This window comes from Rhizobium sp. 11_C7_N12_5 (assembly GCF_051811145.1).
Taxonomy (GTDB): Bacteria; Pseudomonadota; Alphaproteobacteria; order Rhizobiales; family Rhizobiaceae; genus Rhizobium; species Rhizobium lusitanum.
This window is the reverse complement of sequence record NZ_JBPWPY010000001.1, coordinates 825,731-843,689: the sequence shown is the minus strand read 5'-3', so window position 1 is coordinate 843,689 and position 17,959 is coordinate 825,731. Positions and strand designations below refer to the sequence as shown.

Sequence of the window (17,959 nt, the reverse complement as noted above, 5' to 3'; positions counted from 1 at the left end):
TATATTTCAAGCGATGACCGGCCACTAGGGATAATCCGGCCCATCGCAACAATTCATGCGGACTTCACCGACAATGAACTATCGGCATATCTATCACGCGGGCAACTTCGCCGATGTGCTCAAGCACGCGGTGCTCGCCCGCCTCGTCCGCTACATGCAGAACAAGGACAAAGCGTTCCGTGTTCTGGACACCCATGCCGGCATCGGGCTCTACGATCTCTCTTTGGAGGAAGCGCAGAAGACCGGCGAATGGCAGGATGGTATCGGCAGGCTTCTCGCAGCGGAACTCGTGCCGCAGGTCGCCGATCTGCTGGAGCCCTATCTGACCGCCGTTCGCGAACTCAATCCCGAAGGCGGCCTGCAATTCTATCCCGGTTCGCCGAAGCTCGCCCGCATGCTGTTCCGCCCGCAGGACCGGCTATCAGCCATGGAGCTGCACCCCGAGGACTTCCAGCGGCTGCACCGGCTGTTCGAAGGCGACCACCATGCGCGCATCACCGAGCTTGACGGCTGGCTGGCGCTCGGCGCGCATCTGCCGCCGAAAGAAAAGCGCGGGATCGTGCTGGTCGACCCGCCCTTCGAGGAAGACGGCGAATATGAGCGGCTGGTCGGCGGCTTGGCGAAAGCCTGGCACCGCTTTCCCGGCGGCACCTATTGCCTCTGGTATCCGATCAAGAAGGACGCGCCGATCAAGCAGTTTCACGAAGCACTGCAGGCATTGGAGGTGCCGAAGATGCTCTGCGCGGAGTTGACGGTCAAAAGCGACCGCGGCTTCGCCGGGCTTACCGGCTCCGGCCTCATCATCGTCAATCCGCCCTTCACGTTGAAGGACGAGTTGCATGCGCTGTTGCCGGCGCTGAAGGATCTGCTGGCGCAGGACCGTTTCGCCTCGCAACGCGCCTTCTGGCTGCGCGGCGAACATTGAATTTCCTCCCGCCCATCCCACAGGTGATCCCATGAGACTTCTCTGTTCGTCCACCTCCCCCTTTTCCAGCAAGGTGCGCATGGCGGCCCGCCATCTCGGCATCAAACTCGAGGAGATCCGTGTCGATACCAATGCCGGGCCGGCGCTACTCGTCGACAACAATCCGCTGGGCAAGATCCCGACCTTGCTGACCGACGATGGCGAAGCGATTTTCGACAGCCGCGCCATCATGCATTACTTCGACCGGCAGGAGGGTGGCCTTTATCCTTCCAAGAAGGGTAAGCGCACCGAAGCCGAAGTTCTGGAAGCGCTGTGCGACGGCACCATGGAGTGCCTTCTGTCGATCGTTTACGAGCGGCGCCTCCGCGAACCCGAAAAGCAGCACCAGCCTTGGATCGACCGGCAGTGGACAAAGGCAAGCCGCGCGCTCGCCCACCTGGATGCAGAGCCACCAAAGATCGGCAAGAAGCTGCATGCGGGACATTTCGCGCTTGCCGCCCTTATCGGCTATCTGCAGCTCCGCTTCGAAGGCCAATGGGAGGCGGACCATGCGGAGCTTATCAACTGGGCGAGCAAGTTCGAAAAGCATTTCCCCGACTATCCGGCGATGAAGCCGCAGGCCTGACGCTGTCTCGCTTAGCTCCAGTATACATCGCCGTTCCTCACGAAATCGACAAAGGCGCGCAAGGCCGTCGGTAATTGCCGACGGCTCGGATAATAGAGGAAGAAGCCGGAATAGTAGGGGCACCAGTCCTCCAGCATGCGGATCATCCGGCCATCCTACCTTTCTCTCCTGCAAGCGAATTCCACGCTGCCAACCGACAAAGGAGAAAGTCATGGGTGCTTGGTTCATCACAGGTGCACCGCGCGGCTTCGGCGCTCTCATCACCCAGGAAGCCCTCACCCGCATAAATATTCAGAAGCATGAAATAGAAAAAGCCGGGGCAAGAGCCCCGGCTTTTTCTTCATTCCATACTGTCAAGTGATTAGAACTTCACGCCGATACCGACCTTGACGCTCTGCTCGTCGAAGCCGCGCGAGAAGCTGCCGGAGTCGAGGTTGAAGGTCTTCTTGCCGTAGTCGGTGTAACGGTACTCAAGGCGAGCCGTGATGTTGCTGGTGATGAAGGTTTCAGCACCTGCACCGACCGTGTAACCAACAGCCGTCTTGCTTTCAGACGAGGTATCGTCCGAGAGCTTGTTCTGGCCGAGCGCCAGACCAGCCGTGCCATACAGCATGAACGGGTTGAAATCGTAACCGAGACGGCCGCGAACCGAGCCATTGACGCCGTTCTTGGCAGTCAGGCCATTGCGGGACGTCTCCGAGTCGGCGTAACCGAGGTCACCTTCGACACCGTATACGATCTGTCCCTGCTGCCAGTTGTAGCCGGTGAAGGCACCACCGCCGAAGGCGTAGGTGTTGCCGGTGCGGTTGAAGTGACCCTTGTTCCAGTCGCCTTCGCCACCGATGTAGAAGCCGGACCAATTGTTGACGACCGGAGCTGCTTCCTGAGCGACGGGCGGCTGCGGAACCTGCTCAACAGCGTCAGCAGCCTGAGCTGCGGTGTAGCCGCCGAGAGCGAAAGCGGAGACCATGAGGGTCGTTACGAGAGTACGCATACTTTTCTCCTTTCAGTCCCGTGTGCTTCGTCTACAATCTTTGACTTCGAAGCGTCACGAGCAATTAAAATAAATCCCTCCCGGATCGAGATTGAAATTGGAGTGCAAATGAGGAATTGGAAGAGCCAAAATATGATATCATTGTGGCACAGACATGGCTGAATTTCGATGTTGCTTCAGCGCAACAGAGGAATTGTTAACCATAACCAATGGTTAAAGCATGTATACTTATTTTAATCTAAATATATCTCAAGATCTACATAAGAGATGTCAAGAGCGTCATTCGCTCAAGCACCTTTTCATATGGTGTATCGACGCCCTATATGAGCTTCGATTGGGTAACGACGAGAAGAAGGCGGTATCTTGAGCCAGGAAGAACTTCGCACGGCATTGATAACGGGCGCATCAAAAAGAATAGGCAGGGCAATAGCCGAGGATCTGTCGGCCAATGGCTTCGCGGTGGCGCTGCATGCCAACCAATCCTTCGCCGAGGCGGCGGAAATCGTGGCGAAATTGCAGCAAATGGGCAGGAAGGCGATTGCGATCAAGGCCGACCTGCAAGATTTGGGCGAAACGTCAACCCTCGTCGAGAAAGCCGCGGCCGCCCTAGGTCCGCTTGATTTGCTGGTCAACAATGCCTCGGCTTTCCTCGGCGATTCCGCCCAGCGTTTCGATGCTGAAGCCTTCGAGGCGCATTTTGCCGTGCATGTCCGCGCGCCCTCAATGTTATCAGCCGATTTCGTCCGGCAGCTTCCCGAGCCCAATCCGGGATTGATCGTCAACATGATCGACCAGAGGGTCTGGGCGCTCAACCCACGCTTCTATTCCTACACGCTGTCGAAGGCGGCCCTTTGGACGGCGACCCAGACGATGGCGCAGAGCTTTGCCCCTCGCGTCCGCGTCAACGCGATTGGCCCGGGGCCGACGGTGCGCAGCGCGCGACAGTCGGAAGAGGACTTTCAGGCCCAGATCGACGGCCTCATATTGAAGGCCGCGCCGGGGCTCGGAGAATTCGGCCGCACCATCCGCTTTCTTTTTGACACGCCCTCGATCACGGGCCAAATGATAGCGCTCGACGGCGGCCAGCATCTTGCCTGGGAAACGCCTGATGTGGCGGAGAGTGCGGAATGAATGGAAGAAAGCTGCCCGATGGCGGCATTCTCTACGACGAATCAGAGGATATAGAAGACGACATCGAGGTAGAGGGCGATGCCGCCGCCTCCCCTGTCGTGCCCGTCGACTGGAACGAAGGCGGCAAGAACGAGACCGGCTTGCGCGGCGCGGAACTGATCGCTGAATTCGTCAAGCGCCTGCCGAACAATCCCGGCGTCTACCGCATGTTCAACGAAGCCGGCGACGTGCTCTATGTCGGCAAGGCACGCAGCCTGAAGAAGCGTGTCGCCAACTATGCCATGGGCCGGGTGCATTCCAACCGCATCGCCCGCATGGTGCGCGAAACCGCCAATATGGAGTTCGTCACCACCCGCACCGAGACAGAAGCGCTGCTGCTGGAAGCGAATCTGATCAAGCGCTTGCGGCCGCGCTTCAACGTCTTGCTGCGCGACGACAAGTCCTTTCCCTATATTCTGATCACCGGCGACCATCGCGCACCAGCCATTTTCAAGCATCGCGGCGCCCGCGCCCGCAAGGGCGACTATTTCGGCCCGTTCGCCTCGGCCGGCGCCGTCGGCCGCACCATCAATTCGCTACAGCGCGCATTCCTCATCCGCACCTGTGCCGACAGCGTTTTCGAGACGCGCACCCGGCCCTGTCTGCTCTACCAGATCAAGCGCTGTTCCGGACCCTGCACGCATGAGATCAGCGATTCGGGCTATGCAGAATTGGTGCAGGAGGCGAAGGATTTCCTTTCCGGCAAGAGCCAGAACGTCAAGGCCCATATGGCCGAGGAGATGAACGCCGCCGCCGAGGATCTCGATTTCGAGCGCGCCGCCGTCTTTCGCGACCGGCTGGCGGCGCTGTCGCACGTACAGAGCCATCAGGGCATCAATCCGGCCGGCGTCGAGGAAGCCGATATCTTCGCCATCCATCACGAGGGCGGCATCTCCTGTATTCAGGTCTTCTTCTTCCGCACCGGCCAGAACTGGGGCAATCGAGCCTATTTTCCCAAGGCCGACCCATCACTGTCAGGCGCCGAAGTGCTGAACGCCTTCCTGGCGCAGTTCTACGACGACAAACCGGTGCCCAGGCAGATTCTTCTTTCGGAGACGGTCGAGGAAATCGAGCTGCTGGCGGCAGCGCTCAGCGAGAAGACCGGCCACAAGGTCTCGATCCTCGTGCCGCAGCGCGGCGAAAAACGCGATCTGGTCGATCATGTCGTTGCCAATGCCCGCGAAGCGCATGGTCGCAAGCTTGCGGAGACGGCTTCGCAATCGCGGCTGCTAGAGGGGTTCAAGGAGACCTTCAAGCTTCCTTACGTGCCGCAGCGCATCGAGATTTACGACAACTCCCACATCATGGGCACGAATGCGGTCGGCGGCATGGTTGTGGCCGGGCCGGAAGGTTTCGTCAAAGGCCAGTACCGAAAGTTCAACATCAAATCGACCGACATCACGCCCGGCGACGACTTCGGCATGATGCGCGAAGTGATGACAAGGCGCTTCTCCCGCCTGCTGAAGGAAGAGGGCAAGCCCGACCGCAGCGCTGCGACGGAGGCTCCCGCCGCCGATGCAGCCGACCAGCCCTTCCCCGCCTGGCCTGATATCATCCTCATTGATGGCGGCCAGGGGCAGATGACAGCGGTGCGGGCCATTCTCGAGGAGTTGGGAATCACCGACAGCGTCATCGCCATCGGCGTCGCCAAGGGTGTCGACCGCGACGCCGGACGCGAGCGCTTTTTCGCCCCTTCCCGCGAGAGCTTCACCCTGCCGCCGCGCGATCCCGTGCTCTACTTCATCCAACGCCTGCGCGACGAAGCCCACCGTTTCGCCATCGGCTCGCATCGCGCCCGGCGCAAGAAGGAGATGATCAAGAATCCGCTGGATGAAATCGGCGGTATCGGCCCGTCGCGCAAGCGGGCATTGCTGCAGCATTTCGGCACCGCCAAGGCCGTATCGCGCGCCGCCCTGTCCGACCTGATGGCTGTGGAAGGCATATCGGAAGCCGTAGCACGGCAGGTCTACAACCATTTTCATGAAGACACCGCGAAATAAAAAGCCGGTCGCAAATTCCACGCAATGACGGTGAAAGAACAGAAAGAATGTTGACGATAGGGTAATCAAACCATCATCTAGGCGTGATCCCAAAAAGTGCGGAGCGGTTTTTGGATAAGATCATGCTCAATCAAATGGCTGGAGCGAGATGAGACTTTGACAAAGGCTCACCGAGATCTGCCGACACAACCGAAACGAAACGATTTCCATGGCTTCGCGCGCTTACAGCATTCCCAATCTGCTTACCTACGGCCGCATCCTCTGCGTACCCCTGATCGTCCTGTGCTTCTTCGTCGAGGGCAAGCTGGAAGGTTCCGATTTCGCGCGGTGGGTCGCGCTCTGGATCTTCGTGATCGCCTCGCTCACCGACTTTCTCGACGGCTATCTCGCGCGCATCTGGAATCAGACCTCGAATATCGGCCGCATGCTGGATCCGATCGCCGACAAACTGCTGGTCGCCTCGATCCTGCTGCTGGTGGCGGCCGACGGCACGATCGCCGGCTGGTCGCTCTGGGCGGCGATCATCATCCTCTGCCGTGAAATACTGGTATCCGGCCTGCGCGAATATCTTGCCGCCTTGAAAGTGAGCGTTCCCGTGACGCGCATCGCGAAGTGGAAGACGACCGCGCAGCTCGTGGCCATCGCCTTCCTGCTGGCTGGGCCGGCCGGCGACAAGGTGCTACCCTATACGACGGAGATCGGCATCGTCCTGCTGTGGGTCGCGGCGCTGCTGACCATCTACACCGGCTACGATTATTTCCGCGCCGGCCTGAAGCATATCGTGGACGATGAATGATGACGAAGCTCGTCTATTTCGCCTGGGTGCGCGAGCGGATCGGCAAGGCCGAAGAGGAGATCTCTCTTCCCGCCGAGGTGATCACCGTCGGTGATCTCCTTAATCATTTGAAGACCTTGGGGGAAGAATACGAGACAGCGCTTCAGTTTCCGGAAGCGATCCGGGTCGCCATCAACATGGAACATGCCGATCACGACGAGCCGATCGCCGGTGCGCGCGAGATCGGGCTGTTCCCACCGATGACTGGAGGGTGAGCTGATGGCCGTGCAGCCGCTCGTCCGCGTTCAGCAAGAAGATTTCGATCTCCAGGCCGAGATCGACAGCCTCACGCAGGGGCGGCTCGATATCGGCGCAGTCGTCACCTTTTCCGGGCTCTGCCGCGACGAAGGCGGCACGCTCGGCGCGCTTGAGCTGGAACATTATCCCGGCATGGCGGAGGCGGAAATCAGCCGCATCGCCGACCTCGCCATCGAGCGCTTCGGGCTTTTCGGCCTGACCGCCATCCATCGCTACGGCAAGATCGCGCCCGGCGAAAACATCGTCCTCGTCATTGCCGCCGCACCGCACCGGCAGGCAGCGTTCGACGGCGCCAATTTCGTCATGGATTTCCTGAAGACTTCGGCTCCCTTCTGGAAGAAGGAACATGCCAAGGACGGCAAGGAGGGCGATTGGGTTTCGGCCAGGGACGCCGACGATACCGCCCGCGCCAAATGGGCCGCGAAGAAATAGGCCTCAGGGAACGACCCGCTCGCGCCGGCTCAATACCAGCAGCAGCACGAGCAGCGAAAAGATGACAAAGTCGCGCCACAGGAACGGGCCGTAGGCGCCCCACATCGTTTCCCCCAGACCGAGCAGCGCCGCACCGCCCGCCGACTTCAGCGGGTCGGAATAGCCCCCGACGGCCGCGATCATCAGAACCTTGAGCCCGAACATCAGCCCAGCCCCGAAATCCATCGTTCCGTAATAGGAGGTGGCCAGTAGCCCACAGATGGTCGCAACCAGTGCCGAGGCGACATAGGCCATCAGGAAGACGCGGTTGGCACTTGTGCCGCAAAGCTCGGCAGCCAGCGCGTCGTCGGTCACCGCCCGCCAGATGCGTCCCCAGCCGGTGCGTCTAAGGACATAGGCGCCGGCGAGGATCACCAGGATCATCAGCGCCGTGTTGAGGAGTTGGATCTCGGTAAGCGTCACCCGGAAATCGCCGCTATCCCAGAAGACGATAGCGCCATTCAGAAAGGGTGGCAGCCAGATGCCGCGCGTATTGGAGGCAAGCCGCGCCGTCTCCATCAGGATGATCATCATACCGAGTGCTGCGACGATGATCGTATTCGGCGACTTGCGCGACAGCGGCAGCATGATCGCGCGGCCGACAAGAAAACTGGTACCCAGCGTATAGGCGGCCGCGGCGATGGCGCCGAAGACGAAGGCAGCCGGCAGGATCAGATACATCCTGGTGTAGCCGACGTCGGTGAACAGCACCAGCATCTGGCCGGCGAAGGCGAAGAGCGCTCCATAGGTGATATCGGCCCGCTTCATGACCCCGAAGGCGATGGCATAGCCGAAGGCAAGCGCGGCATAGAGCGCGGCGAGCGGAACGGCATTTGCCAATTGCTGCAGAAGATAGGCCATGACCCCTCCGAGGACATGCAAATAGTAACTGGCAAAATCAATTTTACCAGTTATAATTTTCAGCATGAGCTTTTCCTGGACCCCACATCGCTTTTCCGGTGGCGCCTTGGCGCTTGATGTCGCCAACAGCGTGGTCCTGCGTCATGACGACGAACGGCGGATCGACCGCTTCGAGGGATCGGGGCAGATGGAAAGCTTTCCGAAAGCAGCAGTGAATTTCTGTGCCGAGCGGGCGCTGTTCGGCGATATTCTGCCGGTGCGGCAGGAAAACAAGGCCGATTTCATCGGATTGCGCGAGGCGATCGACCGCTACTTTCGTGCCCGCGTCCTCGGCGGCGGAGCCGATGCGCTGCTCGCCGACCTGCTGGCGGCGCTGGCGCAGGTCCTACGGCGAGCCTCCTCCGATGGACTGGAGGCAGCGACGGTGCACTCCACGCTACGCCTGATCGCCATGCCCGACCCGGAGCGGATGAAGATCTGCCGCAACTGCGGCTGGCTCTTCATCGATCGCAGCAAGAACAAAAGCCGCGCCTGGTGCGACATGGCGGTCTGCGGCAACCGCGCCAAGGCAAGCCGGCACTACCGGCGCAAGAAGGAGGAGACTGCGCCATGATTATCCGAACGATCCTGCTGACAGCCACGATCGCAGGGCTGGCGCTTGGAGGCTGCCAGAGAAAAGACGATGAGGGTCCGACCCAGCTCAGCGGCCGCCTCTTCATATTCAACTATCGCGTGGCGACCGCCAGCTACATGATCACGCTGAAAAAGATTGCCCCGATCCCCGAGGGAACGACGGCCGTCGCGGAATTCGAAAATCCCGCCGGGGGCGACCCCCTTGTGGTTCGGCAGAAGATCTATACCTTCTGGGACAAGATCACGCTCGAAAGCCCGGATCTGCGCTGCGTGCGCAAGGATCGCCCCTATTCCGTCTCGATCAAGCTGGTGGATGCAAGCGACAAGACGATCCAGACGATCAAGACCGAGGTGAAATCCGACCTTGACCAGACCGTGCTGCCGACAAAACCGCTCGTCGTCGGCCCGGTCTACACCGCCAATCCGGATGTCTTCAAAAGTGACGGCAGCATCGACTATGGGCACGATGCCGCCTGCCCGGCATGAAAAAAGCCGGGATGCAAAATCCCGGCTTTCTTGAGTCAATTCAAATCGTTCAGCGCAAGCGCTGAAAGTCCGATTCAGCCGACGATTTCAGTTTCGGAGAACCAGTAAGCGATTTCGACAGCAGCCGTTTCCGGAGCGTCGGAGCCGTGAACGGAATTTTCGCCGATCGACAAAGCGTGGATCTTGCGGATCGTGCCTTCAGCGGCGTTGGCCGGGTTGGTTGCGCCCATGATTTCGCGGTTCTTCAGGATGGCGCCTTCGCCTTCCAGAACCTGAACGACGGTCGGGCCGGAGGTCATGCCTTCGACGAGTTCGCCGAAGAAGGGGCGTTCCTTGTGGACAGCGTAGAAGCCTTCGGCTTCGCGCTTGCTCATCCAGACGCGCTTGGAGGCGATGACGCGCAGGCCATTGTCTTCAAAAATCTTGGTGATGGCGCCGGTCAGATTGCGCTTCGTTGCATCCGGCTTGATCATCGAGAAAGTACGTTCAATCGCCATGGGTCCGTTCCTTGTAATCAGAGAAAAGTGGGCGGTCTTTACCCGCCCCACAGCCCGAAAACAAGGGGGACAGCCCAATTTCACGCCGCTGTCACAGTACGGACGGTCGATTCGCAAGCGACTAAGCGGCGAAGCAACCGTTCATTAGCGGACTTCGCGGATGGTCCGGTTCATTTGCTCAATTCTGGTTCGGACTGATCTCATAGCCATGGAGGAAAAGCCATATGCTCAGACATTTCAAAATGCTTGCCGACTACAATCGTTGGGCCAATGTTCAAGTCTACGATGCCGCCGCCCGGCTCAGCGATGCGGAATTTCACGAGGATCGCGGTGCCTTCTTCGGCTCGCTGCATGGAACGCTGAACCATCTGCTGGTGACGGACCGGCTGTGGATGCACCGTTTCAGTGGAACCGGCGAGCCACCGGCGGCGCTGGGTGTCGTTCTGCATAACGATCTTACAGGGCTGCGAGAAATGCGCGAGGCCGAAGATCGGCACATCCTCGATTGGGTGGAGACGCTGGATGCCGCCATCCTTGCGGCCGACATCACCTATACATCCGTCCTTCGGCCGGGCGCGATCATCCATCCGCTCCATCTGGCGATTGCACATATGTTCAATCATCAGACCCATCACCGGGGCCAATGCCACATGATCCTGACGACGCTGGGCAAGCCATCGCTGGTGCTGGACCTCTTGCATTTCCTGCGCAGTGAAGGGCGGCAGTGGATGTAAGCCATAGGCGAACCGCGATCCCTTCGATGCGATCAGGCGTTGCTCAAGCCGCTAATTTTATTGTCCGATCACGCGGATAGGCGATTTCGTTCATGTTGCCTTAACCTGCGCGCCTGCAAGTTGGAGAGATATGTGAGCCAAGTGGCAGTCAGAGAGCAGGCATGAAGAGTTCGCAGACAGGCGTTTCCGCATCTTCTATCGGCAATGATGACAGTGAATCAGAAACCGAGCTCGAGACCATCGGCCGCTTCATGACGCGGCTGAAGGTCAGGAACCTGCCGCGCAACTATCAGCTCTTTCACGAGGCGCTATATGGCCAGGACCGTTGTCTTGCCAGCGAGATCGAAGCGCTCGGCCCACACCCCTCGCAAAGCAAGCTCGATGAGATCGGCCTGAAGCATCGCCTTGTCAGCCATTGCGGGCTGGTCGCGCGGAAATCCGAAAGCGATGCGGCCGACATGCTGCGCGAGGTGGCGGATCAGCTTGCCAAAGGGCTGAAGAAGAAGCGGCATTTTGCCCGCGGGGTCGGGACGGCGCCGAATGCCAGCGCCGCCCTGGACAGCCTCCACGCGTCGCTGAGCAATCTCATGCTCTACGAGACCGAGCTGATCGAGAGGTTGAAGAACTGCGCGAGCCTGTCGGAGCCCAAGCGGCGCGCAGACGCCTGAACGCTTTCGCGCTCTTGCCTTCGGCGCCGAGTTCGGCCAAAACCGCGCCATGATTTCGATTTCAGACCTTTCCGCCCGCATTGCCGGCCGCCTTCTCATCGACCATGCCAACGTGACGCTTCCGGCGGGCACGAAGGCTGGCCTTGTCGGCAAGAACGGTGCCGGCAAATCCACGCTGTTCAGGATCATCACTGGCGACTTTGCCCCTGAAAGCGGCTCGGTCTCGATCCCGCGCAATGCCCGCATCGGCCAGGTCGCGCAGGAAGCACCCGGCACGGAAGAGCCGCTGATCGACATCGTGCTCGCGGCCGACAAGGAGCGAGCAGCACTGCTTGCTGAAGCCGAGACGGCAACCGATCCGCATCGCATCGCCGACATCCAGACGCGGCTTGCCGATATCGGCGCGCATTCGGCCGAAGCGCGTGCTGCCAGCATCCTTGCCGGCCTCGGCTTCGATCACGAGGCGCAAAAGCGCCCCGCCTCCTCGTTTTCCGGCGGATGGCGCATGCGTGTTGCGCTCGCTGCGGTGCTGTTTTCCGAGCCGGACCTTTTGCTGCTCGACGAGCCGACGAACTATCTCGACCTCGAAGGCACGCTCTGGCTGGAAGATTACATCCGCCGCTATCCGCACACGGTCATCATCATCTCGCACGACCGCGACCTCCTGAATACGGCGGTCAACGCCATCGTCCATCTCGATCAGAAGAAGCTCACCTTCTATCGCGGCTCCTACGACCAGTTCGAGCGGCAGAAGGCGGAGGCCGACGAACTGCAGACGAAAGCCAAAGCGAAGAACGACGCGGCACGCAAGCATCTGCAGAGCTTCATCGATCGTTTCAAGGCCAAGGCTACGAAGGCGCGGCAGGCGCAATCACGCGTCAAGGCACTGGAGCGGATGGGGACTGTCGCCGCCGTCATCGAAGATCATGTGATGGGCTTCAGCTTTCCGGAACCCGAAAAGCAGCCCGCATCGCCCATTATCGCCGTCAGCGGCGGCGCGGTCGGCTATGAGCCCGGCAAGCCGATCCTGAAACGCCTCAACCTGCGCATCGACGCTGAAGACCGCATCGCCCTCCTCGGCTCCAACGGCAACGGTAAATCCACCTTCGCCAAATTCGTCTCCGGCCGGCTCGATGCCGATAGCGGTGATGTGAAGTTGGCACCGAGCCTGAAGATCGGCTTCTTCGCCCAGCACCAGCTCGATGATCTCATGCCGAACCAGACGGCTGTCGAGCATGTCCGCCGCAGGATGCCCGAAGCACCGGAAGCGAGGGTGCGCTCTCGCGTCGCGCAGATGGGCCTGGCGACGGAGAAGATGGACACGCAGGTCAAGGATCTCTCTGGCGGCGAGAAGGCGAGGCTGCTGATGGGCCTTGCCGCCTTCGACGCGCCGAATCTGCTGATCCTCGACGAGCCGACGAACCATTTGGATATCGACAGCCGCAATGCGCTGATCCAGGCGCTGAACGATTATTCCGGCGCAGTCATCCTCATCTCGCACGACCGCCACCTGATCGAGGCGACGGTCGACCAGCTGTGGCTGGTGCGCGACGGCACCGTTTCCACCTTCGATGGCGACCTCGAAGATTACCGCAGCCTCGTCGTCGCGAGTCCGAAGCCGAGGGATGACAAGGCCAAGGCGAACGGCAACGACGATTCCGTCTCCAAGGCGGATCAGCGCAAGCTCAATGCAGAACGCCGCGCTTCACAGGCGCCGCTCAAGAAGAAGATCAACGAAATCGAATCCTTGACCGCCAAGCTTGAGAAATTGATTCAGACGCTTGATGCAGAACTTGCAGATCCCGCTCTTTACGAGAAGGCGCCCGCCAAGGCTGCTGAGAAGGCAAAACAGCGCGCGGATGCCGCTGAAAAGCTCGCTGCAGCCGAGGAGCAATGGCTGGAACTTTCATCGGAATATGAAAGCGCCATCTCCGGCTAGCGCGCGTGAATTCTTAATGGTTTCGGAGCCGATCCTAACCGATCATTAACCATAACTACGGAAAGTACGCCCAACCTTCATTGACATAAGTGTTGAGCGATTCCGATGAACTACCGTGTTTTACTGGCTGGCCTTGCCGTGTCCCTGGCTCTGGGAGGATGCGCCACGAAACCGGGCAATGAAGCATCGCTCAAAACCGGCTATGCGGCCGAAGAGCCGCGCCACAAGCCGCTGAAAGCCAATGATCCGGTCGAGATGGAGCCGAACAAATGGCTCGTCGCCGATCTTGAGACCAGAGACCTGGCGAGCATAAATGGCCCGCACAATCTCGCTGGCCGGACGCTGGAAGTCTCTTCGCTCAAGGACGTCAGGCTGGCCGACAAGGAAGTCATCCTGACGTTCGATGACGGCCCTGCCCCCGGCAAGACCGAACGCATTCTCGCCACGCTCGACAAGTTCGGCGTCAAGGCGACGTTCATGATGGTCGGCGAAATGGCGCAAGCCCACCCGGCGATCGCCCGGGAAGTCTTCGCTCGTGGCGACACCATCGGCAGCCATACCTTCCGCCATCCCGACCTCGACAAGATGAGCTTCGACATGGCGATGGCCGAGATCGCCAAGGGCAAGAATGCCGTCTCCAAGGTCATTGGCACCGAAATACCCTTCTTCCGCTTCCCCTACCTCGCCGACTCCAAACGCCTGCGGGCCGCCGTCGCCGCTCGCGACATGATCGTCATGGACGTCGATGTCGACAGCAAGGACTATTTCACTTCCACGCCAGCTTCTGTCACGGCGCGAACGATAAAGCAGCTACAGGAGCGCGGCCGCGGCATCATCCTGATGCATGACATCCACCAGCGTACCGTGACCATGCTGCCGACCCTTCTGATCCGCCTCGAGAAGGAGGGATACAAGGTCGTGACGCTCAAGTACAAGCACGCTCCGGCACCGGCGACCAATCTCGTCGCCCAGGCCGATATCAAGTTCACGCGCTGAGGGCCCGAAGCCGGAGAACGGTTTCCTGAGATAAACATCAGTCAGTGGTTGCAAGATCTTCGGATGCGCTTGAAAGGCGCCGAGCGGCATGATTAGTTGCGGCGTGATCACGAAGAGCGGGCCAGCCCGCCCGCTCGTATCCGGGGGGAGTAACAGATGGATCGTCGTTCATTTCTGAGGAAAGCCGGCGTGGCCGGCGCCGGCTCGGTTGCAGCCGCAGCCCTTGCGGCTCCGGCCGTTGCCCAGAGCAATCCAAAAATCAATTGGCGCCTGACTTCGTCGTTCCCGAAATCGCTCGATACGATCTACGGCGGCGGCGAAGTGCTGTCGAAATACGTCTCGGAAGCAACGGACGGCAATTTCAACATCCAGGTCTTCGCGGCCGGTGAAATCGTGCCCGGCCTGCAGGCCGCCGACGCGACTTCGGCAGGCACCGTCGAGGCCTGCCACACAGTTGCCTATTACTATTGGGGCAAGGATCCGGTCTGGGCACTGGGCGCGGCCGTTCCCTTCGCCCTCAATGCCCGCGGCATGAATGCCTGGCAATATCACGGCGGCGGCATCGACCTGTTCAACGAATTCCTGGCAACGCAGGGGCTGATCGGCTTTCCAGGCGGCAATACCGGCGTGCAGATGGGGGGCTGGTTCCGCAAGGAGATCAATTCGGTTGCCGACCTCAAGGGCCTGAAGATGCGCATCGGCGGCTTTGCCGGCAAGGTGGTGGAGCGCCTCGGCGTCGTGCCGCAGCAGATCGCCGGCGGCGACATCTATCCGGCATTGGAAAAGGGCACGATCGACGCAGCCGAATGGGTCGGCCCCTATGACGACGAGAAGCTCGGCTTCTACAAGGTCGCACCCTACTACTACTATCCCGGCTGGTGGGAGGGCGGCCCGACCGTGCATTTCATGTTCAACAAAGCGGCTTATGAGGGCCTGCCGAAGGCCTATCAGTCGCTGCTGCGCACCGCCTCCCAGGCGACCGACGCCAACATGCTGCAGAAGTACGATTATCTGAATCCTGCCGCCATCAAACGCGTCGTCGCCGAAGGCGCCAAGCTGCGTCCGTTCAGCACCGAAATCATGAACGCCTGCTTCGAGAAGTCGAACGAGGTCTATGCCGAAATGGAAGCCTCGAACCCGACCTTCAAGAAGATCTGGGAATCGATCAAGGGCTTCCGCGGCCAGCATTATCTCTATGCGCAGGTCGCTGAGTATAGTTATGACGTCTACATGATGACGCTGCAGCGCGCCGGCAAGATCTGATCAGCGAACTGGAAACAAGAGACCCCGGAGCGGCGCTCCGGGGTTTTTCTTTGCCCTGGCCGAAGGCAATCCAACATGCCTATAACGACCGCCTTCAATTGAATGATGGCGGTTGGCTGAGATCATTGGCCGGCGGATTTGGCTGCCCGCCGCCCTGCCCGGCCGGCTTGTCGCTCGGCGGACCGCCCCCCGGAAGCTGCAGGCCCGGCAGGCCGAGGCCGCCGCCATTGTCCTGGCCGGGTGTGCCGAAGCCCGGTACTTCGATCTTGATCGTATTGGGGTCAAGCCCGGTGCCCGCGCCCTTGTAGTGCATGACCATCTGCGGGAACGTGATCGTCAGTGCCACCATCAGCACCTGGATGCCGACGAACGGCACCGCCCCCCAATAGATCTGACCGGTCGTTACCGGAGCCGTATTTTTACCCGTGACCTTGTCGAGATAGGGCACCTTTGCCGCGACCGAGCGCAGGTAGAACAGCGCGAAGCCGAAAGGCGGATGCATGAAGCTCGTCTGCATGTTGACGCCAAGGAGAACGCCGAACCAGATGAGGTCGATGCCCAGCTTATCGGCGGCGGGTGCCAGCAGCGGCACGATGATGAAGGCCAGCTCGAAGAAATCGAGGAAGAAGGCCAGCACGAAGACCAGGAGATTGACGGCAATCAGGAAGCCGACTTCGCCGCCCGGCAGCGACACCAGCAGATGCTCGACCCAGACATGGCCGTTGACCCCGTAGAAGGTCAGCGAGAACACGCGCGAGCCGATCAGGATGAACAGCACGAAGGAAGAAAGGCGCGTGGTCGACGCCAGCGCCGAGCGGACGACGTCCATGGACAGCCGGCCCTTGGCCGCCGCCATGACCAGCGCGCCCACTGCCCCCATCGCTCCGCCCTCGGTCGGCGTCGCGATGCCGAGGAAGATAGTGCCGAGCACGAGGAAGATCAGCGCCAATGGCGGGATCAGCACGATGATCACCTGCTGCGCCAGCCGCGACATCAGATTGAACTTCATCGTCTTGTCGATGACGGCGATGGCGTAGATGAAGGCGACGCCGACAGTTGCACCGAGAATATCGGCGTTTCCCCCGTAGATCGGCGTCAGATAGACATGGGCGGCATAGGCGACGCCGGCGCCGACCAGCAACGCGACGAAAAGCGAGGTCACGCCGGAGCCGAGCGAGCGCGCCTCTTTCGGGAGTGCCGGCATCGAGTTCGGCCTGATGATCGACATTACCAGCACATAGAGCATGTAGAGGCCGGTCAATATGAGGCCTGGGATCAGTGCCCCTGCATACATATCGCCGACCGAGCGGCCGAGCTGGTCAGCAAGCACGATCAGGACCAGCGACGGCGGAATGATCTGCGCCAGGGTGCCGGAGGCGGCGATGACGCCGGAGGCCACCCGCCGGTCATAGCCGTAACGCAGCATGATCGGCAGCGAGATAAGGCCCATGGCGATGACCGAAGCCGCAACGACGCCGGTGGTGGCGGCAAGCAGTGCGCCCACGAAAATCACCGCATAGGCAAGCCCACCGCGGATCGGGCCGAAAAGCTGGCCGACCGTGTCGAGCAAGTCTTCGGCCATGCCGGAACGCTCCAGCACGATGCCCATGAAGGTGAAAAACGGGATTGCCAGCAGCGTATCGTTGGACATCACGCCCCAGAACCTATCCGGCAGCGCATTGAGGAGCGGCCATGACAGATTGATGGAACCACCCGAATAGGGTGCGAGTTCGACGCCGATCCAGAAGAACAGGAGACCGTTGGCGGCGAGAGCGAAGGCGACGGGATAACCGATCAGCAGGAAGATGATCAGCGAGGCGAACATGATCGGCGCCATGTTCACGGCAATGAATTCCATCATCGGCGTGTCTCCCCTACCGGCGTTTCCACCTCGAGGGGCGCATGCGTCGGCACATAGGGGTTCGGATCCTCCATATCACCGCGCATGACGGCAATCTTCTTGATAATCTCGGAGATACCCTGCAGCGCCAACAGGAAGAAGCCGGCCAGCAGTAGTGCCTTGCCCGGCCAGATGATCAGGCCGCCCGCGCTGGAGGAGACCTCACCGGACATGACAGACATGCGCACGTAGGGCACGAGGTCATAGACCATCAGCAGTGCGAACGGCATGAGGAACAGGCAGTGGCCGATGAGATCGATCCAGTGCTGCGCCCGGCGCGGGAGCGAGCCATAGACGATATCGATGCGGATGTGCTCGTTCTGCCGGAGCGTATAGGCGGCGGCGAGCATGAAAGCGGCGCCGAACAGATACCATTGCGCCTCCAGCCAAGCATTGGACGAGATGTTGAACATTTTACGGACAATGGCATTTCCGGCACTGACCAATACGGCGACCAGAATGAGCCATGAGACTGATTTTCCAATGATCTCAGTCGCATAGTCCACGATTCGGCTGAAGCCGAGCAATGTTTTCATGATTTCCCCCCGCGGCGGTCTTTCCCAGGATCTCTTGCCGCGCACAGGCAGAGTGCCGATTTCAAGCGGTGAATCAAGAGCCCGAGCCGGTTTTCCAAGTGTGATGATGGCTCCGGTACAATGCCCGCGCGTAAAGCCGAGCGCACGCATTTACAATTTGCCGCCCTT

The 17,959-nt window shown here is 60.3% G+C and carries 21 protein-coding genes; 15 read left to right on the top strand and 6 right to left on the bottom strand.

The features are described 5' to 3' along the window. Positions 1 to 73 precede the first annotated feature (73 nt). Positions 74 to 925: a 23S rRNA (adenine(2030)-N(6))-methyltransferase RlmJ gene (locus AB8B29_RS04105; RefSeq protein ID WP_037194415.1), complete on the top strand. Its 852-nt coding sequence runs from the start codon at positions 74 to 76 to the stop codon at positions 923 to 925. Between the two features lie 31 nt (positions 926 to 956). Continuing rightward, a complete protein-coding gene (locus AB8B29_RS04100; RefSeq protein WP_113118305.1) occupies positions 957 to 1,550 on the top strand; it encodes a glutathione S-transferase in 594 nt (197 codons plus the stop codon). A gap of 11 nt (positions 1,551 to 1,561) precedes the next feature. On the opposite strand, the gene AB8B29_RS04095 is transcribed toward AB8B29_RS04100, so the two are convergent. Further along, positions 1,562 to 1,696 (bottom strand): hypothetical protein, encoded by a 135-nt coding sequence (locus AB8B29_RS04095; protein WP_280951366.1) that lies wholly within the window; start codon positions 1,694 to 1,696, stop codon positions 1,562 to 1,564. A gap of 65 nt (positions 1,697 to 1,761) precedes the next feature. Here AB8B29_RS04095 and AB8B29_RS04090 point away from each other — a divergent pair, with 65 nt between their 5' ends. Further along, positions 1,762 to 1,911, top strand: a complete 150-nt coding sequence (locus AB8B29_RS04090; RefSeq protein ID WP_162730999.1) for a hypothetical protein — start codon at positions 1,762 to 1,764, stop codon at positions 1,909 to 1,911. Here AB8B29_RS04090 and AB8B29_RS04085 read toward each other — a convergent pair whose 3' ends face one another. Further along, positions 1,912 to 2,544 (bottom strand): outer membrane protein, encoded by a 633-nt coding sequence (locus AB8B29_RS04085; RefSeq protein ID WP_047552905.1) that lies wholly within the window; start codon positions 2,542 to 2,544, stop codon positions 1,912 to 1,914. It lies immediately after the preceding gene. A 363-nt stretch (positions 2,545 to 2,907) separates the two neighbouring features. Between AB8B29_RS04085 and AB8B29_RS04080 the strand changes: the two genes are divergently transcribed. The 5 genes from AB8B29_RS04080 (at position 2,908) to AB8B29_RS04060 (ending at position 7,239) form a co-directional block, all read left to right on the top strand. Continuing rightward, complete coding sequence (locus AB8B29_RS04080; RefSeq protein WP_037194031.1) at positions 2,908 to 3,675, top strand: SDR family oxidoreductase; 768 nt, start codon at positions 2,908 to 2,910, stop codon at positions 3,673 to 3,675. After that, positions 3,672 to 5,714, top strand: coding sequence for an excinuclease ABC subunit UvrC (gene uvrC / locus AB8B29_RS04075; RefSeq protein ID WP_037194028.1), 2,043 nt, complete (start codon positions 3,672 to 3,674; stop codon positions 5,712 to 5,714). Before AB8B29_RS04080 ends, uvrC begins: the two co-directional genes overlap by 4 nt. A 208-nt stretch (positions 5,715 to 5,922) precedes the next feature. Beyond that, positions 5,923 to 6,510, top strand: coding sequence for a CDP-diacylglycerol--glycerol-3-phosphate 3-phosphatidyltransferase (pgsA, locus tag AB8B29_RS04070; protein WP_037194026.1), 588 nt, complete (start codon positions 5,923 to 5,925; stop codon positions 6,508 to 6,510). Continuing rightward, entirely contained in the window at positions 6,510 to 6,764 is a 255-nt protein-coding gene (moaD, locus tag AB8B29_RS04065) for a molybdopterin converting factor subunit 1 (RefSeq protein WP_034487384.1), read from the top strand. Before pgsA ends, moaD begins: the two co-directional genes overlap by 1 nt. Before the next feature lie 4 nt (positions 6,765 to 6,768). Then, the gene (locus AB8B29_RS04060; protein ID WP_047552899.1) at positions 6,769 to 7,239 is read left to right on the top strand and encodes a molybdenum cofactor biosynthesis protein MoaE; all 471 of its coding nucleotides are present in this window, start codon (positions 6,769 to 6,771) and stop codon (positions 7,237 to 7,239) included. A 3-nt stretch (positions 7,240 to 7,242) separates the two neighbouring features. On the opposite strand, the gene AB8B29_RS04055 is transcribed toward AB8B29_RS04060, so the two are convergent. Continuing rightward, a complete protein-coding gene (locus AB8B29_RS04055) occupies positions 7,243 to 8,139 on the bottom strand; it encodes a branched-chain amino acid ABC transporter permease (protein ID WP_047552896.1) in 897 nt (298 codons plus the stop codon). 64 nt (positions 8,140 to 8,203) lie between these two features. On the opposite strand from AB8B29_RS04055, the gene AB8B29_RS04050 reads away from it, so the two are divergent. Both AB8B29_RS04050 and AB8B29_RS04045 read left to right on the top strand, forming a co-directional pair. Further along, the gene (locus AB8B29_RS04050; RefSeq protein WP_037194020.1) at positions 8,204 to 8,752 is read left to right on the top strand and encodes a CGNR zinc finger domain-containing protein; all 549 of its coding nucleotides are present in this window, start codon (positions 8,204 to 8,206) and stop codon (positions 8,750 to 8,752) included. Beyond that, a complete protein-coding gene (locus tag AB8B29_RS04045) occupies positions 8,749 to 9,258 on the top strand; it encodes a hypothetical protein (protein ID WP_047552894.1) in 510 nt (169 codons plus the stop codon). The genes AB8B29_RS04050 and AB8B29_RS04045 overlap by 4 nt, the downstream gene beginning before the upstream one ends. Before the next feature lie 74 nt (positions 9,259 to 9,332). Here AB8B29_RS04045 and ndk read toward each other — a convergent pair whose 3' ends face one another. Beyond that, a complete protein-coding gene (ndk, locus tag AB8B29_RS04040) occupies positions 9,333 to 9,755 on the bottom strand; it encodes a nucleoside-diphosphate kinase (RefSeq protein WP_034487391.1) in 423 nt (140 codons plus the stop codon). Between the two features lie 224 nt (positions 9,756 to 9,979). Between ndk and AB8B29_RS04035 the strand changes: the two genes are divergently transcribed. From AB8B29_RS04035 to AB8B29_RS04015, 5 genes are all read left to right on the top strand, one after another. Beyond that, the gene (locus tag AB8B29_RS04035; RefSeq protein WP_113118306.1) at positions 9,980 to 10,489 is read left to right on the top strand and encodes a DinB family protein; all 510 of its coding nucleotides are present in this window, start codon (positions 9,980 to 9,982) and stop codon (positions 10,487 to 10,489) included. 161 nt (positions 10,490 to 10,650) lie between these two features. After that, the gene (locus tag AB8B29_RS04030) at positions 10,651 to 11,157 is read left to right on the top strand and encodes a hypothetical protein (RefSeq protein WP_047639181.1); all 507 of its coding nucleotides are present in this window, start codon (positions 10,651 to 10,653) and stop codon (positions 11,155 to 11,157) included. 49 nt (positions 11,158 to 11,206) lie between these two features. Beyond that, positions 11,207 to 13,096 (top strand): ABC-F family ATP-binding cassette domain-containing protein, encoded by a 1,890-nt coding sequence (locus tag AB8B29_RS04025; protein WP_113118307.1) that lies wholly within the window; start codon positions 11,207 to 11,209, stop codon positions 13,094 to 13,096. Between the two features lie 105 nt (positions 13,097 to 13,201). After that, positions 13,202 to 14,092 carry a polysaccharide deacetylase family protein gene (locus AB8B29_RS04020; RefSeq protein WP_439006162.1) on the top strand — a complete coding sequence of 297 codons (891 nt, stop codon included), beginning with the start codon at positions 13,202 to 13,204 and terminating at the stop codon, positions 14,090 to 14,092. A gap of 156 nt (positions 14,093 to 14,248) precedes the next feature. Next, complete coding sequence (locus AB8B29_RS04015) at positions 14,249 to 15,355, top strand: TRAP transporter substrate-binding protein (RefSeq protein ID WP_037194005.1); 1,107 nt, start codon at positions 14,249 to 14,251, stop codon at positions 15,353 to 15,355. A 94-nt stretch (positions 15,356 to 15,449) separates the two neighbouring features. Here AB8B29_RS04015 and AB8B29_RS04010 read toward each other — a convergent pair whose 3' ends face one another. Together AB8B29_RS04010 and AB8B29_RS04005 are read right to left on the bottom strand one after the other, a co-directional pair. Then, on the bottom strand, positions 15,450 to 17,216 hold the full coding sequence (locus AB8B29_RS04010) for a TRAP transporter large permease (protein WP_113118309.1): 1,767 nt from the start codon (positions 17,214 to 17,216) through the stop codon (positions 15,450 to 15,452). Next, on the bottom strand, positions 17,213 to 17,791 hold the full coding sequence (locus AB8B29_RS04005) for a TRAP transporter small permease subunit (RefSeq protein ID WP_037194411.1): 579 nt from the start codon (positions 17,789 to 17,791) through the stop codon (positions 17,213 to 17,215). Before AB8B29_RS04005 ends, AB8B29_RS04010 begins: the two co-directional genes overlap by 4 nt. Positions 17,792 to 17,959 lie beyond the last annotated feature (168 nt).

Excerpts from the sequence above, each read along its gene's own strand:
- AB8B29_RS04050 (WP_037194020.1), top strand. The coding sequence starts at position 8,204 with ATGAGCTTTTCCTGGACCCCACATCGCTTTTCCGGTGGCGCCTTGGCG.
- AB8B29_RS04090 (WP_162730999.1), top strand. The coding sequence starts at position 1,762 with ATGGGTGCTTGGTTCATCACAGGTGCACCGCGCGGCTTCGGCGCTCTC.
- AB8B29_RS04020 (WP_439006162.1), top strand. The coding sequence starts at position 13,202 with ATGAACTACCGTGTTTTACTGGCTGGCCTTGCCGTGTCCCTGGCTCTG.
- AB8B29_RS04055 (WP_047552896.1), bottom strand. The coding sequence starts at position 8,139 with ATGGCCTATCTTCTGCAGCAATTGGCAAATGCCGTTCCGCTCGCCGCG.
- AB8B29_RS04105 (WP_037194415.1), top strand. The coding sequence starts at position 74 with ATGAACTATCGGCATATCTATCACGCGGGCAACTTCGCCGATGTGCTC.
- AB8B29_RS04010 (WP_113118309.1), bottom strand. The coding sequence starts at position 17,216 with ATGATGGAATTCATTGCCGTGAACATGGCGCCGATCATGTTCGCCTCG.
- AB8B29_RS04030 (WP_047639181.1), top strand. The coding sequence starts at position 10,651 with ATGAAGAGTTCGCAGACAGGCGTTTCCGCATCTTCTATCGGCAATGAT.
- pgsA (WP_037194026.1), top strand. The coding sequence starts at position 5,923 with ATGGCTTCGCGCGCTTACAGCATTCCCAATCTGCTTACCTACGGCCGC.
- AB8B29_RS04005 (WP_037194411.1), bottom strand. The coding sequence starts at position 17,791 with ATGAAAACATTGCTCGGCTTCAGCCGAATCGTGGACTATGCGACTGAG.
- AB8B29_RS04015 (WP_037194005.1), top strand. The coding sequence starts at position 14,249 with ATGGATCGTCGTTCATTTCTGAGGAAAGCCGGCGTGGCCGGCGCCGGC.
- AB8B29_RS04025 (WP_113118307.1), top strand. The coding sequence starts at position 11,207 with ATGATTTCGATTTCAGACCTTTCCGCCCGCATTGCCGGCCGCCTTCTC.
- AB8B29_RS04100 (WP_113118305.1), top strand. The coding sequence starts at position 957 with ATGAGACTTCTCTGTTCGTCCACCTCCCCCTTTTCCAGCAAGGTGCGC.
- uvrC (WP_037194028.1), top strand. The coding sequence starts at position 3,672 with ATGAATGGAAGAAAGCTGCCCGATGGCGGCATTCTCTACGACGAATCA.
- AB8B29_RS04060 (WP_047552899.1), top strand. The coding sequence starts at position 6,769 with ATGGCCGTGCAGCCGCTCGTCCGCGTTCAGCAAGAAGATTTCGATCTC.
- ndk (WP_034487391.1), bottom strand. The coding sequence starts at position 9,755 with ATGGCGATTGAACGTACTTTCTCGATGATCAAGCCGGATGCAACGAAG.
- AB8B29_RS04035 (WP_113118306.1), top strand. The coding sequence starts at position 9,980 with ATGCTCAGACATTTCAAAATGCTTGCCGACTACAATCGTTGGGCCAAT.
- AB8B29_RS04045 (WP_047552894.1), top strand. The coding sequence starts at position 8,749 with ATGATTATCCGAACGATCCTGCTGACAGCCACGATCGCAGGGCTGGCG.
- moaD (WP_034487384.1), top strand. The coding sequence starts at position 6,510 with ATGACGAAGCTCGTCTATTTCGCCTGGGTGCGCGAGCGGATCGGCAAG.
- AB8B29_RS04095 (WP_280951366.1), bottom strand. The coding sequence starts at position 1,696 with ATGATCCGCATGCTGGAGGACTGGTGCCCCTACTATTCCGGCTTCTTC.
- AB8B29_RS04085 (WP_047552905.1), bottom strand. The coding sequence starts at position 2,544 with ATGCGTACTCTCGTAACGACCCTCATGGTCTCCGCTTTCGCTCTCGGC.